This window comes from Kribbella sp. NBC_01245 (assembly GCF_036226525.1).
In the GTDB taxonomy this organism is placed as follows: Bacteria; Actinomycetota; Actinomycetes; order Propionibacteriales; family Kribbellaceae; genus Kribbella.
On the sequence record NZ_CP108487.1, the window covers coordinates 3,532,530 to 3,553,324 of the forward strand.

General features: G+C 67.1%; 22 protein-coding genes, 1 tRNA gene and 2 pseudogenes. 13 read left to right on the forward strand and 12 right to left on the reverse strand.

All coding sequences use genetic code 11. The features are described from left to right. Position 1 precedes the first annotated feature (1 nt). Positions 2–1,717, reverse strand: a complete 1,716-nt coding sequence (locus tag OG394_RS15515; protein WP_328996058.1) for an aminotransferase class V-fold PLP-dependent enzyme — start codon at positions 1,715–1,717, stop codon at positions 2–4. Positions 1,718–1,786: 69 nt separating this feature from the next. On the opposite strand from OG394_RS15515, the gene tenA reads away from it, so the two are divergent. From tenA to OG394_RS15535, 4 genes are all read left to right on the forward strand, one after another. Then, complete coding sequence (gene tenA, locus OG394_RS15520) at positions 1,787–2,446, forward strand: thiaminase II (RefSeq protein ID WP_328996059.1); 660 nt, start codon at positions 1,787–1,789, stop codon at positions 2,444–2,446. A 1-nt stretch (position 2,447) separates the two neighbouring features. Beyond that, the gene (locus OG394_RS15525) at positions 2,448–4,019 is read left to right on the forward strand and encodes a phytoene desaturase family protein (RefSeq protein WP_328996060.1); all 1,572 of its coding nucleotides are present in this window, start codon (positions 2,448–2,450) and stop codon (positions 4,017–4,019) included. A gap of 161 nt (positions 4,020–4,180) precedes the next feature. Next, positions 4,181–4,253, forward strand: a tRNA-Lys gene (locus tag OG394_RS15530). A 265-nt stretch (positions 4,254–4,518) separates the two neighbouring features. Next, positions 4,519–5,949 carry a tyrosine-type recombinase/integrase gene (locus tag OG394_RS15535; protein WP_328996061.1) on the forward strand — a complete coding sequence of 477 codons (1,431 nt, stop codon included), beginning with the start codon at positions 4,519–4,521 and terminating at the stop codon, positions 5,947–5,949. Between the two features lie 221 nt (positions 5,950–6,170). Here the strand turns inward: OG394_RS15535 and OG394_RS15540 are convergent, their stop codons facing one another. After that, positions 6,171–6,305 (reverse strand): hypothetical protein, encoded by a 135-nt coding sequence (locus tag OG394_RS15540; RefSeq protein ID WP_328996062.1) that lies wholly within the window; start codon positions 6,303–6,305, stop codon positions 6,171–6,173. Positions 6,306–6,699: 394 nt separating this feature from the next. Further along, positions 6,700–7,452, reverse strand: a complete 753-nt coding sequence (locus OG394_RS15545) for a hypothetical protein (protein ID WP_328996063.1) — start codon at positions 7,450–7,452, stop codon at positions 6,700–6,702. 126 nt (positions 7,453–7,578) lie between these two features. Between OG394_RS15545 and OG394_RS15550 the strand changes: the two genes are divergently transcribed. Next, a complete protein-coding gene (locus OG394_RS15550) occupies positions 7,579–8,073 on the forward strand; it encodes a nuclear transport factor 2 family protein (protein ID WP_328996064.1) in 495 nt (164 codons plus the stop codon). 253 nt (positions 8,074–8,326) lie between these two features. Here the strand turns inward: OG394_RS15550 and OG394_RS15555 are convergent, their stop codons facing one another. Next, positions 8,327–8,464, reverse strand: coding sequence for a hypothetical protein (locus OG394_RS15555; RefSeq protein ID WP_328996065.1), 138 nt, complete (start codon positions 8,462–8,464; stop codon positions 8,327–8,329). On the opposite strand from OG394_RS15555, the gene OG394_RS15560 reads away from it, so the two are divergent. Together OG394_RS15560 and OG394_RS15565 are read left to right on the forward strand one after the other, a co-directional pair. Beyond that, the gene (locus OG394_RS15560) at positions 8,454–8,636 is read left to right on the forward strand and encodes a hypothetical protein (RefSeq protein WP_328996066.1); all 183 of its coding nucleotides are present in this window, start codon (positions 8,454–8,456) and stop codon (positions 8,634–8,636) included. The two genes, OG394_RS15555 and OG394_RS15560, sit on opposite strands and share 11 nt — an antisense overlap. Positions 8,637–8,838: 202 nt before the next feature. Then, on the forward strand, positions 8,839–9,144 hold the full coding sequence (locus OG394_RS15565; RefSeq protein WP_328996067.1) for a hypothetical protein: 306 nt from the start codon (positions 8,839–8,841) through the stop codon (positions 9,142–9,144). Between the two features lie 437 nt (positions 9,145–9,581). Here the strand turns inward: OG394_RS15565 and OG394_RS15570 are convergent, their stop codons facing one another. From OG394_RS15570 to OG394_RS15585, 4 genes are read right to left on the reverse strand one after another with little or no spacing between them, the layout of a single operon-like run. Continuing rightward, the gene (locus OG394_RS15570) at positions 9,582–10,241 is read right to left on the reverse strand and encodes a response regulator transcription factor (RefSeq protein WP_328996068.1); all 660 of its coding nucleotides are present in this window, start codon (positions 10,239–10,241) and stop codon (positions 9,582–9,584) included. Then, entirely contained in the window at positions 10,238–11,026 is a 789-nt protein-coding gene (locus tag OG394_RS15575) for a sensor histidine kinase (RefSeq protein ID WP_328996837.1), read from the reverse strand. The genes OG394_RS15570 and OG394_RS15575 overlap by 4 nt, the downstream gene beginning before the upstream one ends. A gap of 33 nt (positions 11,027–11,059) precedes the next feature. Beyond that, a complete protein-coding gene (locus tag OG394_RS15580) occupies positions 11,060–11,311 on the reverse strand; it encodes a hypothetical protein (protein WP_328996069.1) in 252 nt (83 codons plus the stop codon). A 2-nt stretch (positions 11,312–11,313) separates the two neighbouring features. Then, positions 11,314–12,126, reverse strand: coding sequence for a histidine kinase dimerization/phosphoacceptor domain-containing protein (locus OG394_RS15585; protein ID WP_328996070.1), 813 nt, complete (start codon positions 12,124–12,126; stop codon positions 11,314–11,316). Between the two features lie 237 nt (positions 12,127–12,363). Here OG394_RS15585 and OG394_RS15590 point away from each other — a divergent pair, with 237 nt between their 5' ends. The 4 genes and pseudogenes from OG394_RS15590 to OG394_RS15605 all read left to right on the forward strand — a co-directional run bounded on the left by OG394_RS15590 (position 12,364) and on the right by OG394_RS15605 (position 14,400). Then, the gene (locus tag OG394_RS15590) at positions 12,364–12,990 is read left to right on the forward strand and encodes a hypothetical protein (RefSeq protein ID WP_328996071.1); all 627 of its coding nucleotides are present in this window, start codon (positions 12,364–12,366) and stop codon (positions 12,988–12,990) included. A gap of 414 nt (positions 12,991–13,404) precedes the next feature. Then, complete coding sequence (locus tag OG394_RS15595; protein WP_328996072.1) at positions 13,405–13,596, forward strand: hypothetical protein; 192 nt, start codon at positions 13,405–13,407, stop codon at positions 13,594–13,596. Positions 13,597–13,676: 80 nt separating this feature from the next. Next, entirely contained in the window at positions 13,677–13,985 is a 309-nt protein-coding gene (locus OG394_RS15600; protein WP_328996073.1) for an aldehyde dehydrogenase family protein, read from the forward strand. Further along, positions 13,982–14,400: pseudogene (locus OG394_RS15605) on the forward strand (aldehyde dehydrogenase family protein). Before OG394_RS15600 ends, OG394_RS15605 begins: the two are co-directional and overlap by 4 nt. 386 nt (positions 14,401–14,786) lie before the next feature. Here the strand turns inward: OG394_RS15605 and OG394_RS15610 are convergent. From OG394_RS15610 to OG394_RS15620, 3 genes are all read right to left on the reverse strand, one after another. Further along, a complete protein-coding gene (locus tag OG394_RS15610) occupies positions 14,787–16,460 on the reverse strand; it encodes a glycoside hydrolase family 13 protein (protein ID WP_328996074.1) in 1,674 nt (557 codons plus the stop codon). 161 nt (positions 16,461–16,621) lie between these two features. Continuing rightward, positions 16,622–17,320, reverse strand: a complete 699-nt coding sequence (locus OG394_RS15615; protein WP_328996075.1) for a response regulator transcription factor — start codon at positions 17,318–17,320, stop codon at positions 16,622–16,624. 30 nt (positions 17,321–17,350) lie between these two features. Next, the gene (locus OG394_RS15620) at positions 17,351–17,725 is read right to left on the reverse strand and encodes a response regulator (protein WP_328996076.1); all 375 of its coding nucleotides are present in this window, start codon (positions 17,723–17,725) and stop codon (positions 17,351–17,353) included. Between the two features lie 127 nt (positions 17,726–17,852). Here OG394_RS15620 and OG394_RS15625 point away from each other — a divergent pair, with 127 nt between their 5' ends. Both OG394_RS15625 and OG394_RS15630 read left to right on the forward strand, forming a co-directional pair. Continuing rightward, positions 17,853–18,998: an FIST signal transduction protein gene (locus OG394_RS15625; RefSeq protein WP_328996077.1), complete on the forward strand. Its 1,146-nt coding sequence runs from the start codon at positions 17,853–17,855 to the stop codon at positions 18,996–18,998. A 1-nt stretch (position 18,999) separates the two neighbouring features. Further along, complete coding sequence (locus OG394_RS15630) at positions 19,000–20,568, forward strand: GAF domain-containing sensor histidine kinase (protein WP_328996078.1); 1,569 nt, start codon at positions 19,000–19,002, stop codon at positions 20,566–20,568. Between the two features lie 74 nt (positions 20,569–20,642). Here OG394_RS15630 and OG394_RS15635 read toward each other — a convergent pair. Further along, positions 20,643–20,774 (reverse strand): annotated as a pseudogene (locus OG394_RS15635) (SDR family NAD(P)-dependent oxidoreductase); the annotation flags it as partial. Between the last annotated feature and the right edge of the window lie 21 nt (positions 20,775–20,795).

Sequence of the window (20,795 nt, forward strand, 5' to 3'; positions counted from 1 at the left end):
TTCAGGGGTGCAGCGTCAAACCTTTGGCCAAGCACGATGACGGCAGGTCGAACCAGCGCAAGTGGTCGAAGTCGGCGTTGACCAGTCCCTCGGCGCCATCGCCCGACGCGACCGCCGAGGCGAACAGCTCCTTCGCCTCCGCGAGGTAGTCCTCCAGCACCGACTCGGGCGCGGTGTCGTCGTGATGGGGATAGGTCATCTGGCCGTCGGCGTCGTACCCGACCTGGGACAACCTCAGCGGCGGCTCGACCGGACCGCGGTGGTGCTTCCACAACCCGGTCGCCGGGTCGAACCGGTAGTCCCCGAGCAGGCGCCACCCGTCACGGGCAACAAGGCGCACGGCCTCCACGACGTACTCGAAAACCGGCTCGGCGATGAAGTAGTTGAAGTTGACCCGCACCCAGCCGGGCTTGATGCCCTCGCAGCCGTGCTCGATCTCCTCGGCGAACTCGTGCGACCGCTCGAGGTTGATGCCGAGCAGGTAATGCCCGTACGGTCCGGCGCACGAACAACCGCCGCGCGACTGGATGCCGAACAGGTCGTTCAGCAGGGCCACCACGAAGTTGTGGTGCAGGTATCGCCCGGACGGCGCGCGCACGACGAACGACACGATCGAGAGGCGCTCGGAATCGAGGTTGCCGAGGATCTCGATCGCCGGCTCCTCTTGCCAACTGGAGACCGCCCGGCGCAGGTAATGGTCCTCGTGCGAGCGGATGACGTCGAGCCCGACGGCCTTCTTCAGCTGGAAGACCAGACCCGCGCGGATCGAGTCGACGATCGCGGGCGTACCACCCTCTTCGCGGTGGACGGGGTCGTCGAGATACCGATGCTCGGTCGGGTTGACGTACGCCACGGTGCCGCCGCCGGGCACGTCCGGGACGCGGTTGCGCAGCAGTTCGCGCCGGACCACCAGCACACCGGGAGTGCCGGGCCCACCGATGAACTTGTGCGGGCTGAGGAACACGGCGTCCTTGTACGCCAAGGGGTCCGCGTCGCAACCGCCGTACATGTCGATGTCGACGTACGGCGCGGCCGCGGCGCAATCCCAGAACGCGAGCGCGTCGTGGTGGTGCAACATCGCCGAGACGCGGGCGGTGTTGCTGACGATGCCCGTCACGTTGCTCGCGGCCGAGAACGAGCCGATCTTCAGCGGCCGATCGGCGTGCTTGGTGAGCTCCTGCTCGAGCCGGTCCAGGTCGATGTGGCCGTCATGGTCTTGCGGAATGACGACGACGTCGGCGATGGACTCACGCCAGGGCAACTCGTTGGAGTGGTGCTCGTACGGCCCGATGAAAACGACCGGGCGCTGGTCGGGCGGGATCAGCGCGGTGAAGTGATGCTGGTCGTCGAGTGCGGCCGGAATGCGCAGGCCGAGGATGCCGATCAGTTTCGCGATCGCGCCGGTGGCACCCGAGCCCGCGAAGATCACCACGGTCTGGTCGTCACCACCGACCCCCTCGTGCACGATCTTGCGCGCGTCCTCGCGCAGCCGGGTCGTCTGCAGGCCGGTGCCACTGGATTCGGTATGGGTGTTCGCATACCTCGGCAGCACCTCGTCGCGGATGAAGTCCTCGATGAAGGTGAGAGCGCGTCCTGACGCTGTGTAGTCGGCGTAGGTAACCCGGCGCGGCCCGTACGGACCAGGCATCACCTGGTCGTCGCCGATCACGGACGCGCGGATCTGCCTCAGCAGCGGTGTGTCGAGCGGCGTGTCCACGGCATCAGGTTAGGCGTGACTCGCCTTGACGCCAGCTGTCGCGTGTCTCGGTTCGGTTAAGGTCCGGGCATGACGTTTTCCGCTGAACTCTGGGACCGCGGCGCCGCGAAGGTGTACGACGAGATCGTCCGCCACCCGTTCATCACCGGACTGACCGACGGCACGCTGAGTCACGACGCGTTCCGTTACTTCATCGTGCAGGACAGTCACTATCTGCGTGCGTACTCCCGCGCCCTCACCCTCGTCGCCGCCCGCGCGACCGATGAGGAGGCGGTCAGCATGTTCGCCCGGCACGCGGCCGAGGCGATTGAGGTCGAGCGCGAGCTTCATACCGGCCTGCTCGCACAGCTCGGGCTGACGCCCGCCGACGTGGACGCGGCTGGTAGTGGTCCGACTACTACGGCGTACATGTCGTATCTGACCGCTGTTTGTGCCACGGGGACGTACGCCGAGGCGGTGGCCGTGGTGTTGCCTTGCTACTGGATTTATCGCGATGTCGGGCGGGAGCTGCTGACGCGGTCGTCGCCGGATCCGGTCTATCGGGAGTGGATCGCGACGTACGGCTCTCCTGAGTTCGACGCGGTGGTCGAGTCGGTGCTGGCGGTTACGGATCGTCTTGAAATGGGGGTTGCCGAGCGGGAGCGGTGTCACCAGCATTTCGCCACTACGTCTCGGTACGAGTGGATGTTCTGGGATGCGGCTTATCACCAGCTCGATTGGCCGGTGTGACATGGCTGATTCTGTTGTTTCTAAGGGCTTTTACGACGTCATCATCGTTGGCGGTGGGCACAACGGCCTGGTCGCCGCGGCGTATCTGGCCGGCGCGGGGCTGAGCACGCTGGTGCTCGAACAGCAGGACCACACCGGTGGTGCCGCGGTCAGCGAGCGCGTCTTCCCCGGCGTCGACGCGCGCCTGTCCCGCTACTCGTACCTGGTCAGCCTGCTGCCCGACAAGATCGTGGCAGACCTCGGCCTGTCCCTCGATCTGCGCTCGCGCCCGGTCGCGTCGTACACGCCGATCCATCGCTCCGGCCGCGACCTCGGTCTGCTGGTCGAGCGCCCGGAGGCGGCGGGCACGCGTTCGTCGTTCGCCGCGCTGACCGGGAGCGATCGCGAGTACGACGCGTGGGTGCGCTTCTACGACGAGGTGGCGTCGCTCGCCGCGGTCGTCGCGCCGACCTTGCTCGAACCGTTGCTCCCGGCAAGCTCTTTGCGTTCCCGAGTCGATCCGGCACTCTGGTCCGCCTTGGTGGAAAGGCCTTTCGGAGAGGTCGTCGAGTCGCGCTTCAGTGATGACACCGTACGAGGCGTGGTCGCGACGGACGCCGTGATCGGGACTTTCGCCCGCTTGCACGACGAGTCGCTGATCCAGAACCGGTGCTTCCTCTACCACCTGATCGGCAACGGCACCGGCGAATGGCGCGTGCCCGTTGGCGGCATGGGCGCGGTGACCGATGCCCTGGCGAACGCCGCTCGCCAGGCCGGCGCCGTACTCGTGACAAACGCCGAAGTCCTCTCGATCGATGCCGATGGCAACAATGGCGCGGTGCGCTGGCTCGGCGGCGACGGCGAACGCTCGGCCGACTGCTCGTACGTCCTGGCCAACGTCGCCCCGGCCACCCTTGCCCGCCTGCGCGGTGAGTCTGTCGCTGACCGGCCCGAAGGCTCGCAACTCAAGATCAACCTCTTGCTGAACCGGCTGCCGCGCCTGCGCTCGGGGGATGACCCGGCGCGCGCGTTCGCGGGGACGTTCCACATCAACGAGGACTACTCCCAGCTCCAGACGGCGTACGACGAGGCCGCCGCGGGCGTACTCCCCGCCGTACCGCCCGCTGAGGTCTATTGCCATTCCCTGACCGACCCGTCGATCCTCTCGCCGTCACTGGTCGCGTCCGGTCATCACACGCTCACCGTCTTCGGCGTCCATTTCCCGGCCCGCCTCTTTGCCTCCGACAACGAATCAACCCGCGCGGAGGCCGTACGACGCGTGCTGGCCGGCCTCGAGTCGTACCTCGACGAGCCCCTCGAACCGTGCATCGCCCGCGACGCCAACGGCAACCCCTGCCTCGAGGCCAAAACCCCGCTCGACATCGAAGCCGCCGTCGGTATGCCCGGCGGCCACATCTTCCACGGCAACCTCCAATGGCCCTGGCTCGACGACAACGCTGAGGCGGGCCCTTGGGGTGTCGAAACCGACACGGCCAACCTCCTCATCTGCGGCTCGGGAGCCCGCCGAGGCGGCGCGGTAAGCGGCATCCCCGGCCACAACGCCGCCCAGGCCATCCTGACCCGCCGACCCTGACCGAACCCCTCCGGGCACCTCCAGATCGGGGTGCCCGGAGCTCCCTCAGGTCCTGATCCGGCTCCCAAAGAACCGATTTCGTACTTGCGGCAGACCCCTGCTACGATCTTCCACGTTCGCCAGAAACACCGGTTGAACACCAGCAACACAACGAAATACACGCGCCGCTAGCTCAATTGGCAGAGCAGCTGACTCTTAATCAGCGGGTTCGGGGTTCGAGTCCCTGGCGGCGCACATCAGCCCAGGTCACGTGAGTGTCCTGGGCCTCTTCATGTCCCCAGCGCACCCTTTACGCACCCCTATGGCGGGCGTTCCGTTTCAGCTGATCCGACTGCGCCGTCCTCGACGACCGGTGGCCAGCGCTGGACCTGCTCTGGGGATCTTCATCTGACCGTAACGGTGTGTCACGTCACGTCGATTGTCACTGTTATCTCGATCCCCGCCTCGCCGACAGACCAGCCGTTGAGCAGCCAACCATCAAACAGGTTGGAGGCTTGAGATGCCGAGGCCACCTCTTCCGATCGGCACTTGGGGCAGCGTCCGCACCCAGGTCGTCAAAACAGATGACAACGGGAAGGCGCTCAGCCACAGGGCACAAGCGAAGTTCCGCGACCACGACGGTCGGGTGCGCCTGGTCTCCGCCTTCGGCAGAACCAAGACCGCGGCCACGAACAGCCTGTTGACCAAGCTCAAGGACCGAGCCAAGACCGGCCATTCGGGCGAACTGACCGCGCTGCATAAGGTCGACCATCTTCTCGAACTGTGGGTGGAGAAGTTCGAGGAGCAGGTCGCCGACGGTCAACGCTCCCCCACCTCTCTCGACACTTACCGACGCGCCATCAAGAACCACGTGCGACCCGCTGTCGGCGAGTTGCGCATCGGGGAGACCACCACCCCGCGCCTCGACAAAGTGATCGCCGCGATCAAGAAGAAGGCTGGCCCCCCGACCGCCCGAACCTCCCGAGCGGTCATCTCCGGCATGATGCAACTGGCCGTCCGCTACGGCGCGATCTCGGTGAATCCGGTCCGCGAAGTCGACCGCATCGAACACCCAACCAAGAAACTCCCCCGAGCCCTGCGCACGGACGAGGTCAAGCTCCTCCGCAAGCAGCTCAAATCCGACAAAGCCGCGGTCCGAGCAGATCTCCCCGACCTGGTCACCTTCATGCTCGGCACCGGCGTACGCATCGGCGAAGCCCTCGCCGTCCACTGGTCCCAGGTCGACCTCGATGCGGGCACCGTCGACGTCACCCACACCGTCGTCCGCGTGAAGGGCGAAGGTCTCCTCCGTAAACCACCCAAGTCGGCTGCCGGAGACCGCCAACTCGGCCTCCCCAACTGGCTGGTTGCCACTCTCCGCACCAGATCCGCCGCTGGCATCCGCCTCGACGGCCCGATCTTCACCGATGCCATTGGCGGTTACCGCGACCCCGCCAACGTCCGCCGCTCCCTGCGAGCAGCGCTCTCCCCCGTTGGCAGCACCACCCGCCGCGACCTTGGCCTAGCCCTTCGTGCCGCACGCCGCGAAGCCGGCCTAACCCGCGACCAAGCCGCCAAGAAGCTTGAGTGGCCGAAGACCAAGATTCAACTCATCGAAACAGGCCGCACCAAGGTGGACCGGGCTATCGCCACAACCCTCGTTCAGATCTACACAGTCACCACTGATGCAGCCGAGGCGCTCCTTACTCAGGTCGACCAAGCCGCCGAGCCCGTCCCCGCAGATAGTCTCGCCTGGATCACCTCCCACGCCTTCCGCAAAGCCGTAGCCACCGCCCTCGACAACAGCGGTCAGACAGCCCGTGGAGCCGCAGACCAACTGGGCCACTCCCGCGTCTCCATGACCCAAGACAGGTACTTCGACCGCCAAGCACCTAACCCCGCCGCAACCGAGGCCATCCAGCAAGCCTTTGAAGACCCGGATTCCCCCTAACCGCCATCCTGCGTGCCGCCGCCCATGCTGCGGCGGCCGCGCCTCTACGTCGCCACGGCCTAGCCGTCGCTCTCAAGTCGGGCTAGCAGCATTCGCGCCGACAGCATGCTTCGAAGGCCTACATGGCGCGCCGATCGCTTCGCTCGCTGAACCCTTGCCAGGTGTGTCATGGTTTCGACCGCTCGGCCTGCCCGACGGCCTGTCGATAGGCTTCTGACCTGCTATCCCAGCTCTGAAGAGAACTCGCCGAGGACGCGGCGGGCGACGACTGGTTGCTGGATTCGCTGGGTGCCTTCGAAGATGTCAAGGATCTTGGAGAGGCTCACGCGATCAAACGCGACAACAAGCTCATCCACGACCTGACCTGCGGTTCACCCTCCAACAGTTGCCACCTCTGATCACCGCTTGCCGACGCCCGACGGAGCAGGGACGGAGCAGGGACGGAGCAGGGACAGGCAGCGGTCAGGAGCCAACGAGAGGACTCGACCCCTAACTACCGCGTTACCGGCCAAGTCCTTCAATCAGTTCTCAGCATTCCTCAAAATCGCTTCTGACCTCGCGATATGCCACGACAGGCATGCTGATGTGCCGTCACTTGCCGTGACCTGCCGCCCATTGAGGTGAGTAAAAAAGGTGAGTGCCGGGGAGTAAGTAGCACTCCTAGACCCGTCTTGGCCCCGAGAGGTATCAGCCACCATGCCAGCATCGCGTGCGCGCCAAGGTGGACAAACCCGAGCCCATACGTGGTGTCTAAAGGAATGTTGAGCGATCTCCGAAGATGCGTTGCCGGTTTGCCGCCATGTTGTCGACATCTGCCGGGCGGCACCGAAGTGCGACCAGCGGCTGTTTCGCGGTGGGATGAACGACCTCTAGCCACTCAACCCCACCGTGTTCCTCGAAGCAGTACAGCATCGCACTGAAACGCCTGAGATTGAATCCGACGAAGTAGGGGGTCGTCGCGCCATCAACGATGTCGACCCCCTGAAGATGGCCCGTGTGAAGGTCGATCCCCCGTTCATGCAAATGGCTCAGTGACGCTTCTGCTGCGCGTCGTAAATTGCTAGCCGATGTCCATCGACGATCAAGATGAGGTCCAACGACGCGCTCGCCGATGATCTGCCCGATGGGAAGGTCTAACCGGTCGACCAAGAGGATTCGCGCTTCGATGAGTTGGATCAACTCCTGGAGCACGTATCGCGGAAGCCAATGCTCAAGCCCTTCAAAGGCGGGCAGCATCGCGTCACGTGCGGCGCGACCAGCGCTGGGATCCGGCGTGATCCCGTCGATGCGCTCGAAGGCTGTCTCAAGGGTTTCACCTCGTCGCCGGACGATAGTCATTGGCACATCGTCGTGCCCGGTATGCCGCTCGAAGAGAATTTCGATAGAGCGCGTTCGCCCGCGTAGCGCCATCCGGAGCGCAGCGTATGGATCGCGACCGCAGGACATGCTGGAGATGAAATGCGACCGCCACTCCTTATCATGACGATCGATGTCAATGGCCACATCGACATCGCTGGGCTCGAAGCTGCCTCGAGCATACGAACCGAAGACCTGTCCTGCATCTCTGCTTGACTGCAGCGAGTTCTGTAGGCAGGGAAACGCCGCCGGATGCGTAGTCTGGGTAGAGTCGTGCTGTCAACGGCAGCTGAAAATGAACCCCTTTGCGGCGGCCGCCTGGGGGTCAGTTTCCACGCGCCGGCGACACGTGCAATGAGCGATTCCGCTGGTACACACCCGCAGGGCTCGGAAGGCGCGGTTCATGCTCAGCTCGTCGCCCTCGCCGAAGAGTGGGCGACCGCGATAGTCTCCAACAACGCTGCGCGGATCGCCAGTTTCATGGACGACGAGTGGGTGATCGTCTCCGAGTCAGGTGTCTCGTCCAAGGAGCAGTTCCTCTCGGTCGTCGAGTCTGGAGAGCTGACCCACTCGGCCATGCAACGCGTCAGCGAGCCCAGGATTCGAGCTTACGGCGATACGGCGGTCTATACGGCACGGGTGACGAATACGGCCCACCACCTGGGCCGGCAATTCGACGCCGACGAATGGACGACCGATGTATTCGTGCAGCGGAATGGCCGCTGGCTATGCGTGCTCAGCCACATCGCGACAGCAGCCCCGGCCTGAGCAACCGCTAGCCCTCAATGTCTCGGTCCACACCCCCGCTGACGGAGTGGCTCGGCGGGGTCCTGCGCGGTAACTGCACTCAGGCAGAAATGCAGGACACATGTACGTTCTGAACCAGACTCACTGGCCAACCTTCTCCGGCGGCGCAGCTGACGAGGTCCTTCAGCGGTTCTGTGGCCCGCCCTCTCTTCACCCTTGGCCCAGCACTCGGCGGCCGAGGAATCGAGGGACAAGACGAGTGACGCTGCCTCCTTCAGGTGTCGCCCTCCGGGTCCGCGGAAAGGGCCTCTTGCTTGGTATGGAGATCGATGCCGGGGCGGGTGAGGTGCAGATCGAGGGATAGGTCGGCCAGCGTCGGCCGGATCCACGACCGGATGCCGGTGGCGATCACCCCGGAGCATTGGGGCGAGTGGCTCGACCCGCGCAACCACGACATCGACCAGCTCCGCTCGCTGATGGCTCCGCCGCTCGACGGCAGCCTCGACATCTACGCGGTGTCGAAGCTAGTGAGCAGCGTCAGGAACAACGGCCCCGAACTACTGGAGCCGCTTCCCGCTAGCTGACAGCCACCCGTCCGGGTCCTTGCTGCTGGCAAGCTATTCATCGTGTCCAGTCCCATCAGGTACGGTGCCGGATCCTGAGAAACTACGAGCTGAAGCCTCTGAAGGGCGACTGGGTACTTGGAGTACGTCGCCCAAGGTTGAGGCGACTGTATGAACTGCTCGGCCGGCAAGGCGCGTAGTTTGCGTTCGTTAGAGTGCGGGCGTGAGCGCGCGAGTAGTAGCCGACGAAAATGGCATCTGGACAACGGAATCCGGGGTCACCCACGGGTTCTCCTGGCCGGAGATCGCGGGCGCGGGCGTGTATGTGTTGGAAGTTCCACCAAACGATGAGCGCGTGCTGACCGTCGAGATCGATCACGTCTCCGGCGAGTTCCTGACGATCACCGGTGATTTCGATGGCTTCGCGGAAGCGATTGCCGCAGTCGCTGCTCGCATGGGCTGCGTGACGCCCAACCTGGCGGCGCTGACTCCGGCTGACGATGTCGTTCAGATTCGGCCTGCTGGCTGATGGCGCCGATGTCGCGCGGGTAGCCGGTGCACGGGGTGATGGTGCCAAAATGCTGGTAGTGGTCGCGGTATGTCTCCGTGAACTTGAGGACGCACGGTCCTGCCCTCGCGCCTGCTCGTGTACCGGAGACCCCGGGGCGGCTGTAACGGTGGATGGGGCTCGGCTGGAGACGAGTCGGGTGGGAAGACGCGGTCACGGCTCGCATCGCGGCCGATACCGAAGCAGCAAGAGGCGCTCGGTGCGTATCGAGCCGTCCTCGCTGACAGCCCCCAGGCCGTACGGGCAGCCGCCTGGGCCGAGGTTGCAGAGGCGCTCAAATCGTTCGAACCCCGGAGGGATTCGTCGCCCCAGCCGAGGTACTGCTTGCCGCAGGCACCAAGCCGGTGTTAGACCGGCTCAGCGAACGAACCATCGCGGACGACGCTTCGAATCCCTGCTCACCTCGTGTCGACCAGTCCGCACTCGTACGCGGCGATTACGAGGCCGACTCGACTCTGGGTGCCAAACCTCTCCAGCAGTCGGCTGACGTAGGACTTCACGGTGGCCGCGCCGACGCACAGGTCGGCGGCGATGGCCTTGTTGGACAACCCGCGACGGACGCCATCGAGCACGTCGCGCTCGCGATCGGTCAGGGCGGGCGCGGCCCGTCGCTGGTGGCTGGTCCGTCGCGTCAGGTAGTCATCGAGCAAGGTGCGGGTCACCGAGGGCGACATCACGGCATCGCCCTGGGCGACGAGTCGCACGCACCGAACGAGCTCGTCGGGCTCGGCATCCTTGAGGAGGAACCCGTCAGCGCCCGCGCGGATAGCGCCGAAGACGTACTCGTCGAGCCCGAACGTCGTGAGCACGACAAGGCGGGTGCCCGCGCACGCCGGGTCGGCGCGGATCCGGGCGACGGCATCGATCCCGTTGAGGACCGGCATCCGGATGTCGACGAGCGCGACGTCCGGGCGCACCGCCCGGACCAGCCGGACCCCCTCCTCGCCGTTGCCTGCCTGGCCGACGACGGTGATGTGGTCGGTGCCGTCAAGGAGAGAGGCGAGCCCCGCCCTGACCAGGTCCTGATCGTCGATCACGACGACAGAGATCGCGGTCATCGGGTGCCTCCGCGGCTCAACTCGGCGTGGACGGCGAACCCACCGGCCGCGGTGGCGCCCGCGGTGAGCGTGCCACCGAAGAGGGCGACGCGCTCCCGCATGCCGGCCAGGCCGAGCCCGCTCCCGGGCGACCGGGGAAGGGAGGAGGAGGCGGCGCCGTCGTCTTCGACGTCGACGACAAGGGCTCCGTCGGTGGCTGCAAGCCGCACCGTTACCCGCGCGCCGGGCGCGTGCCTGTACACGTTCGTGAGTGCCTCCTGGACTACGCGGTACGCCGTAAGGCGCGCACTCTCCGGCTCGCGGGCGACGGCGGGGTCGATTCGGACATCGACCGGGCCGTTGACCTCACGATGGCGGTCGGCGAGCGCCTTGAGGTCGGCCAGGCCGGGTGCCGGGGACAGGCCACCGACGTCCGGCCGGGAGAGCGCATCCAACATCGCGCGCAGGTCGGCCAGCGCCGCACGTGCCGCCTGCTCGATCGCGGTCAAAGCGGCTGGGTCGGGGTTGCTGGGGCGGCGCCGGGCGGCGGCGGCCTGCAGCGTGATCGCCGCCAGGTTATGGCTGACCAGGTCGTGCAGGTCGCGGGCGACGGCGAGCCGCTCCTCGGCCAGAGCGCGCTCGGTGGCCACCGCGCGGTCGCGCTCGGCGGCGATCGCACGCTCGACCTGCTGCTGGTCGGACAACCGGCGCTGCCGGATCACGGCGCCCAGCACCCACGGCAGCGTGAAAACGATGAACGCCCAGACATCGAACTGGTCCAGGCCGAGCGCCACCATCAGCCCCATCACCGCGTAGAGGCTGATCAGGGCAGCGATCCCTCAGGCGAGGGTTGCCCATGCCCCGAGGGCATAGGTCGCGATCAGCACTGTCCCCGGCAGGTTCCCGGTCCGCCAGCCGAGGGCGGTCACCGCAAACACCGCAGCGACAACCACGGCGAGCGTCGCGACCGGATGCTGCCGCCGGATGATCAGCGCCAGCCCCGGCACGGCAGCGAGGACGACGAGCAGCGGCAGCACCGGATCGGCATAGCCGGTCGTGACGCTCGGATCGGGCGCCACGGACCCGGTCACGTTCAAGACCGCGACCCCGCAACCGAGCGCCACGTCGACCGGCCAGTCCGGCGGCCGGCGCGCACCCTGGCGCGCACCCGAGCCGGACGGTCGTCCCAACCAGTCGCGTCGACCAGCGCGCGCCGCAGGTCGGGATCGGCGTCTTCGAGCACCGGGCTCGAGGCAGGGTCGCGGAGCGCGAGCAGCATCCGCCGCAGATCGTCGGTGGCGCCCCGACTGCTGCGCTCGATCATCGCGAGGACGCCGTCCGGTTCGCCGTCCGCATGCTTGCCCGCCGCCTGCAGAGTGATCGTGGCGACGGCGTCGCCGGCGGCGTCGTTGAGGTCCCGCGCCACCCGCAGCCTCTCGGCCAGCACAGCTCGCTCGGTCGCCTGGGCGCCGTCGCCTGCCAAGGCGAGCTCGCGCTCCCGGGCAGTGTCCGCGAGGGAGCGGCGCCGGGTGACGACCCTGCCCAGCAGCCACACGACACCCACCTGGCCGAGCACTGCGACCCCGATGATCGAGTCGAAGTACGGCGCCCGCACCGCGAAGAGCAGCCCGACGCCGGCGGCGGCCGCCGTCAGCCCGACGATGCCGTCCCGGGCCGAGCCGTGCGCGCCGAGCGCGTAGGCCGCGGTCAGGATCGTGAATGGCACTCCACCGGCGTCCCAGTGCAGCACGATGATCGCGCCCGTCACAGTGACGACGGACAGGAACGTGAGCAGCGCGTGGCGACGACGCGCCACCAGCACCAGGCCGGCGAGCGCCGCGGCGATCACCAGCGGTGGATGGCGGGTCTGGAGGTCGTACGCATTGTCGGCGTCAGGGAAGAGCACGGACGAGACGTTTGAAGGTCGTCACCGCGAGGGCCAGCGCGACGTCGGGTGCGCGCTCGCCAAGCGGGGACCCGCCAGCGCAGAAACACCGGCACACACTCAGCGTAGGGCCGCCCAGCGGGCGCGGGCCACCACCGAATGGGGGAAGCACAGGTTCCCCCCGATGGCTCTACCACGCGGCCGCGTCACACTCGACGCTGGCGGACACCTAATCCATTTCGAACAAGGAGCAAACAGATGTCCAGCTCCACCATGCCCTCCGAGGCCACCTCGGCGTCGTCGAACGCGGTCGCCACGGCGTTCGCGGTCGGCTCCGTGCTGGCCGCCCTCGGATCCGTCGGCTACATATCCCTCAACGACGACTCTCCTCGCGAAGCCTTCAGCAACCCGGTCAGCACCGCGGCCGGCGTCGCCGCCACCGTTGGTGCCGTCGTTCTGGCGCTGGCACTCGCGAGGTGGCGTACGACGCTGCCGGTCTGGGCCCAAACCTCCGCCGCGGCCGGCCTAGTGATGGTCGCGACCAACTCCTGGTTCAGCGGCACCGGGATCCGTGCGATCTCCGACCATACCGACGACCAGCTGTTCGAGCGGCTCATCTTCGAGGCGCCTTGGATCATGGTGATGTCGCTGCCGAAGATGGTGCTGTGCCTAGTGGCATTCATTGCGCTGGCCGTCGCCGGCTGGCGCAAGCGATCACTCCCACGGTCGTCCAGCGTGCTGCTGGTCCTCGCCGGCGTGGTGTCCGTATGGCCGCCGTACCCGCCCGGGCTGCTGCTCGCCTCGGCCGCACTCTTCATAGCCTCGCGGTCGGTCGCGCGATCACTACGGCACCCTGCCAGCCAGCCGGGGCATTCAGCACCGTGATCTTCGCCGGTGATCGCTCGGACGGGTCGGGGCTGACGCGTCGAGGGCTTCGTGTTTTGCCGAGGACTAGACACGTGCAATCGGGCGGGTAGAGCGTGAACAGTTGTCCAGCTGAGGCCGGCCCGGCTGTACGGATTCGGGTCGACTTCGTGTCGACGGCGTTGAGCGTCTCCCGAGAAGGTGGTTCGTGATGGACATTGCTCACAACAAAGCGGTAGTGGCAGAGTTCGACGAACTCGGCAACAGGGGCGGCGATCTCGCGATACTTGACACCCTGTGTACCCCGGCCATGATCAACCATGCGCTGGCAGCAGGCCGGTCACAAGGGCTAGAGGGAACTCGGCAGTTTCTACGCCGGGCTCGTCGTGACATGGCGCCCGTTGGCTCAGCTCCATTGTCGTCGCCGAAGGCGACATGGTGGTGCAGTTCGGCACGCGTGAGCTCACCTGGCCGGGTGGGGCCCTCCTCGGCTTCGAGACGCCACCAGGGACCGCCAACAGGGACGTTGCGTTCGCCTATCAGCTCATGGACGGGCGGATAGCCGAACGGTGGGCCATCCGCGATGACCTGTCCATGCTCGTTCAACTCGGAGCGCTACACCGCTGACAGGCGTCGCCCGTGGCCCCCGACCAACGTCCGCACGTGCCGCGTACAGGGAAAGCTCTGCGTCCGAACCGGTCGGCGTCGTGGCGGCGATCACGCCGTTCAGCTTCCCCGTCAACCTGGTCCTACACAAGATCGCGTCCGCGATCGCGTCCGGATGCCCCGTGGTGCTCAAGCCGTCCGAGAAGACGCCGCTGTCGGCCGGGCTTCTGGTCGAGCTCTTCGAAGCCGCCGGGCTGCCGGCCGGTCAGCTCAACCTGGTCACGGGCGACCCCGCTGAGATCATCGCGGTGATGAACCGGTCGCCGCTGGTCAGCCTCCTGACGTTCACCGGATCGGCAAGCTCGGGGTCGGGAACCCACAGGACCCGGCGACCGACGTCGGGCCATTGATCACGCCGGAATCCACCGAACGAGTCCTCTCCTGGCTGTCCAGCGCCGTAGCCGCCGGCGCGAGGATCCTCTGTGGTGGAGGTGTGGTCGACGGAGTATTGGAGCCCACCATCGTCACCGACTGGACCCCAACTCTCCGCTGGTCTGCGAAGAGGTGTTCGGCCCGGTGGTCACGCTGATTCCGGTCTCCTCGCTCGATGAGGCTGTCGCCGCGGTCAACACCTCCCGCTTCGGCCTCAACACCGCCATCTACACGGACAAACTCAACGATGTACGCCACTACATCACCAACGCGCAGGCCGGAACGGTGCTGGTCAACAAGCCGCCCTCGTACCGGTCCGACCACATGCCGTACGGCGGCGTGAAGGAGTCCGGCGAGGCCGAGAGGGCATCCGCTAGGCGATCGACGCGATGACCCACCAGAAACTAGTGGTCCTGGGCTGACCGGTCCGCTGGCCTGTCGTCGCGCTGCCGCTGTTTGGCTCTGATGATGTCGGGATCTCGGGGGTCGAGCGGCAGAGCGTCGAGCAGTCCATTCCGCCGCCGCTGACTCTTCGTTGTCCGGCTCATCTTCGTGACACGAACCTGTCGCATTTCACACCCCCCGGTGCCAAGCGCATCGGATGCTCGGTGCGGTGTGACTGGGTCGTTCACCAAGTGGTGGTGCGGCAGACCTGGCGCCGAGTACAAGGGGCTCAAGACGCCAGGTCCGCCGGTCTGGTGGGGTTGTTGCGTAACCACGTCGTGCACAGTCGCGCAGTCTTCGATGCTGCTGGTCTGCCACTGCGTTCGGCCGGGCGTTCATGCCGCCTCACCTGCCGAGTCCGCCGGCGGCGCCAACACGTACCAGGCGGCGCTGTTCGGCGGCAGCTTGTCGCCTGCATCGTGGTGACTGGCGAGCAACAATTCGCCGTCGACCGGCGCGGCGACGACCCGCGAGGAACAGTTGACCACGCAGCAGAAGCCGTCGCCCCGGGTAAAGGCGAGCACGCCCGGTTCGGTCCGCAACCAGCGGAAATCGTTCGAAGCCAGCGCGGGGAGCCGACGCCGCAACGCGAGCGCCTCGCGGTAGAGGTGCAGCATCGACTCGCCCAAGCTCAGCTGCCGGTCCATGGCGTGGTCAGCGAACCAGTCAGGCTGAGGAAGCCAGGCGGCGGCGGAGGAGAAGCCGAAGCCTGCCTGGCCGGCGGCCCACGGAAGAGGAATCCGGCAGCCGTCCCGCCCGCGGCGAGCGCCCTCGCTGCGGTGAAACATCGGATCGGTCAGGACATCGACAGGGAGATCCGTGACCTCGGGCAGGCCGAGTTCCTCGCCCTGGTATACGTACGCCGCTCCTGGCAGCGCCAGCATCAGCAGGGCGCTCGCCCGCGCTCGGATGGTGCCGAGATCGACGTCTCCGGCGTCGATGCCGGGAGCACCACCGCCATACCGAGTGACCGACCGGGGCATGTCGTGGTTGTTCAGCACCCAGGCGACCGACGAGCTGGAGCCGGCGATAGTGCCGAGGCCGCGATCCACTACGTCGTACAGGGTCTGATCGTTCCACTCCGCGCGCAGGAACTCGAAGAAGAAGCTCTGGTGCAGTTCGTCCGGGCGCTGGTACAGGGCGAGCTGCTGGGCGTCCAGGACGCCGACCTCGCCGATCAGCGCGCGTTCGCGGCCGGTCATGACGGTGTACTCCTCGGCGATGCTCCGCCACCGGCGCCACACCTGGTGCACCTCGGGCTGGTTCCACGCGTAGGGATTGAGTGGGTCGCCGGTGAGCTCGTCGTCCGTCGCGTTCTCGTGGTCGGGCAAGCCTTCGGCCTTGTGCAGCCCGTGGGCCACGTCGATCCGGACGCCGTCCACGCCGCGCTCGAGCCAGAAACGCAGCACCTGCTCGAAGTATGCCGCCACGTCTGGGTGCCGCCAGTTGAAGTCGGCCTGTTCCGGCGCGAAGCTGTGCAGGTACCACTGCCCTGTTGACCCATCCGGTTCGGTCACCCGTTGCCAGGCCGGTCCGCCGAAGATGGATCGCCAGTTGTTCGGCGGCAGATCGCCGTTGTCGCCGTGGCCGTCGGCGAAGTGGAATCGTTCCCGCTCCGGGCTTCCCGGACCGGCTGCCAGTGCCGCGGCGAACCATGAGTGCTCGGTCGAGCAGTGGTTCGGGACGACATCGATGAGGACCCTGAGGTCGAGCCGGTGTGCGTCGTGGACCAGCCGGTCGAAGCATTCGAGGGTGCCGTAGTCCGGGTGCACCGCGAGATAGTCGGATACGTCGTACCCGTGGTCATGCTGCGGCGAGGGGTAGAACGGGTTGAGCCAGATGCCGTCGACGCCGAGGCTCCGCAGGTACGGCAGCCTGGCCCGCACACCGGCCAGATCACCCACACCGTCGCCATCGGAGTCCTGGAAGCTGCGTACGTACACCTGGTAGATGACGGCACTCCGCCACCAGCCGGACTGAAGCCGGGTACCTGATGTGGTCGTGTCCATCGCGATCAATCCCTTGGCCGCCCGCCGTTCGGTGGGCCTGTGGCAACCATCCCCTTCCCGGGTGGGGCACGTCTGCACCGCCAGCGCCCACGCCGGCTACCTGCTAGCCGGAACCTTGGGGTCTCGCTGGCAGGCAGCCCCGTACGACGGCGAGTCCGCGATCAGCGGGTTTCGAGAAAAGTGACCACCGCGAGCACCCGGCGATGATCGTCGTCGGTCTCGGGCAGGTCCAGCTTGGCCAGGATGTGCCGGACGTGCTTCTCCACAGTGCCTTCGGTCACCCAGAGCCGGCGGGCGATGCCGGCGTTCGACCGCCCCTCCGCCATCAGCGCGAGCACCTCGTGTTCGCGGGGACTGAGCTCGGCGAGCGGGTCGTTGTGCCGGCGGGCGCTCACGAGCTCCTGCACCAGCGCGGGGTCCATCACCGATCCACCCCTGACAATCCGCTCCAGCGTCTCGATGAACTCGCCCACATCGGTCACGCGGGTCTTCAACAGGTAGCCGATTCGCTCGCCGGTCGCCAGCAGCTCCATCGCGTGCTCGACTTCGGCATGGGCCGACAGCACCAGGATGCCGGTCGCCGGGAACTCGTTGCGAATCTCCCTGGCGGCATCCAGTCCTTCGGTGGTGTTCGTGGGCGGCATCCGGATGTCCAGCACGACCAGATCCGGCACCTGCTCGCGGACCAGCGGGAGAATCCATGCGCTGTTGCCGGTCTGCGCGACGACCTCGAAGCCCGACCTCTCGAGCAGGCTGGCAAGCCCCTCGCGGAGAAGGACGTCGTCCTCGGCGAGCAGGACACGAGTGCGGGCCGCATTGTCGTCCCGATCCGGTAGATCGCCGGCCGGCTTGATCGCCATGCCACAGAGTATCCCTGCCCTCCACCCGCCTCAGCAGCCTTCGGCGCCGTCGAGGATCCGGCGAATGGCCCCGGCCGACAGGCGCGACTTGGACAGAAACGCCGCCGCAGGCGCGGCCTGGACCAGATCCCCGAGGTCCTCCTCCGCGTTGGTCGAGATCAGGATCACCCTCGAAGGATCCAGACTCGTCTCGCTCTGGAGCCGGCGAGCGAGATCGAAGCCGCTGTCACCGCCGAGGCCGACATCCACGAGGACGACATCCGGCTCCGCGTCCTCCACCCGTCGCAGCGCCTCCTCGGTGCTGGAGGCGACGCCCACCACGGCCAGGCCTTCTCGTTCGAGCAGCGCCTGGGCGGCGGCCAGGTAATGAGGGCTGTCGTCGACGAGGAAGCAGCGCAGAACCATGCTCCCAGGGTCGCGCGCGCCACTGCCCATCCGCATTCCTGGTAGCTGGACCTTTGGGACCCGCTCCGACTACGTTGAGTGGTGGCGGGATTAGCTGATGAGGTGTGGCGTGCAGCCTGCTCGGTGGATGGCAGTCGGATCCGCCCACGGTCTCGAGACGGGAGCTGGGGCGCGGGCGGCGGACGACGCCCTTGTCCGTGACGACGCGAAGCTGCTGATCGTGTTCTGCTCGCAGTCGCACGACCTGCACGGACTGCTAGCGGAAATCCGGCGGCGGGCACCCGGGGTGCCACTGATCGGCTGCACGACCGCTGGTGAGATCGCGGCGACGGGCCCGAGCGAGACCAGTGTCGTCGTCACCGCGATCGGAGGCGATGGGTTCGCCGCCGAAACCGCCGCTGCCACTGGAGCGTCGCGAGACCTGCGAAACGCGGGAGCGCGGGTGGCCCGCTGCCTTCCAGTGCGGGACGACCTCCCTCACAAGGTCCTCGTTCTGCTCAGCGACGGCCTGGCGGGCGACCAGCAGGAGCTGGTCCGGGGTGCGTACGGCGTGCTCGGCGCGGCGGTACCGCTGGTGGGCGGCTGCGCCGGCGACGACCTGAGGATGACGCAGACACATCAGTTGCATGGCGACCAGGTGCTGACCGATTCGGTCGTCGCCGCCGGGATCGCCTCGAACGCGCCGTTCGGGATCGGTGTGCGTCACGGCTGGCGCCGGGTCGGCGAGCCGATGCTCGTCACCGCAAGTGCCGCCAACCGCGTGTACACCCTCGACGACCTTCCGGCGCTGGACGTCTACCTCAAGCACCTGGGTATCGACCTGTCGGCCGGCAGCGATCATCGAACGCTGGCGCGACTGGCGCTCACCCACCCGTTCGGTCTCGGCCGGCCGAGCGGAGAGGACGAGGTGCGCTGGATCAGCGGTGGGGACTTCGTCGAGCGGTCCCTGTCCTGTATGGCCGAGGTACCGCAGGGCGCCCTCGTCTGGATCATGGAGGGCGACGCGACATCAGTGCTCGAGGCAACCGAATCGGCCTGCGGGGACTCGCTCGCAGCCCTCGGCGGGAAGGCGCCGCTCGGCGTGATCGCGTTCGACTGCATCGCCCGGCGGGGAGTCCTCGGCGACGCCGGTATCCGGACCGAGATCGACCGGCTCACCGCTGTCACGGCCGGCGCACCCGTCGCAGGTTTCTACACGTACGGCGAGATCGCGCGGACGCGCGGCCTACGCGGCTTCCACAACCAGACGTTGGTTGTTCTCTCGGTCGGCTGAGATGGATGCCTCGACCTGGTCGACCCAACAACTCGCCGAGTTCGTCGCTGTCGTTTCGACCGCGCGGAGCGAGGCCGAGGCCGCCCACCTGGCCGTCGAACGGGCGGCCGAGGCTCTGGACGCCGACGTGGCAGCGATCGTCTGCGCAGGCGAGTTGGTCGCAGCCGTCGGATATCCGGAAGGCTCGGCACCTGTGGGCGATCTGGAAGCCGCCGGACCGGGTCCTGAGTACGCACGGCAGCTCGACGTACCTGGAGTAGGCAAGTGCGACACGGCAACGGCCCTTCTCGAGCATCCGCCCGGCGCAACGATGGTCGTGGCGCGCCTGGACGGCCTGACCCGCGAGGAAACCGGCCTCGTCCGGGGCATGGCCAGGGTCACCGCGATCACCATGCGAATGCTCCGTGTCCTGGACGACGAGCGCACCGCCCGCGAGGAGATCGAGCGACTCGCAGCTGAGCAGGCGGCGTTGCGCCGCGTCGCAACGCTCGTCGCCACAGCGGCATCCCCCGACGACGTCTTCGCCGCGGTCGCTGCGGAGGTCGGACAGCTCCTCGGTGCCGACTACACCGAGCTGACACACTTCCTTCCCAGCGAAACCGCCACCGTGGCGGCGTGGAGCGCAACCGGCGAGCCGGTCCCGAGCATGGGCCCTACCGCTCTCGGTGACCGGAAACTGGCCGCCCTCATCGACCAGACACACCGGCCGGAGCGAGTCCAGTACGGCGAGGACGAGGGCCCACCGGTCACCGCGGCGGTCCCGCTTCGGATCCGCTCGGCAGTCGGGGTCCCGATCATCGTCCATGGCCACCTATGGGGAGTGATGGCCGTAGGTTCGGCCGGCGACCAGTTCGCCCCGCCCGACACCGAGTCACGGCTCGCGGACTTCACCGAGCTCGTCGCGACCGCGATCGCGAACGCCGGGGCCCAGGCTGAGCTGAAGGCGTCCCGCTCGCGGATCGTTGCCAGCGCCGACGAAACCAGGCGCCGGATCGAACGCGATCTGCACGACGGCGCACAGCAACGCCTGGTCTCGCTGGCGCTGCGGCTGAGAGCGGCGCAAGCAGCCGTACCGCCTGAGCTCGACGAGCTCTCCGCGAACCTCGACAGCATCACCGACGAACTCACCAGGGCGCTTGAGGACTTGCGCGAGATGGCACGCGGTATCCACCCGACGATCCTGGCCGAAGGTGGACTCGGTCCGGCTCTGAAGACGCTCGCTCGCCGTTCTTCCATCCCGGTCGAGCTGAATGTGCGGATGCAGGAGCGCCTGCCCGAACGCGTCGAGGTCACGGCGTACTACGTATTGTCCGAAGCGCTGGCGAACGCGGCCAAACATGCTTCAGCTGCGGTGATTCACGTTCAGGTCGACACAACCGACGGCGTCATGCGGCTCGCGGTCAGCGACGACGGCGCCGGCGGTGCGGACCCGGCCCGCGGCTCCGGCCTGGTCGGCCTCAAGGACCGGGTCGAAGCCGCTGGCGGCGAACTGACCATCCACAGCCCGCCCGGAAAGGGCACCCGCCTCGTCGTCGAGCTTCCAGTCGCGCCCCAACCAACGGACGGGTGATGACCGCCGGCGCCGCAGTGCTTGACCGACCTGCCGATAGTTGCCGGGCGATTGACGATCATCGCCGAGATGGAGCCGACGTTGACAAGGGTTCCAGACTTGCGTTCGACCATCTGCCGGCCGAGCGCCTGCGACATGTTCCACAGGGCGGTCAGGTTCGTGTCGATCACATGGCTCCACACGACGGTACGTCGAGCAAGGTGCATGCTCGAGGTACCGTCGATGGA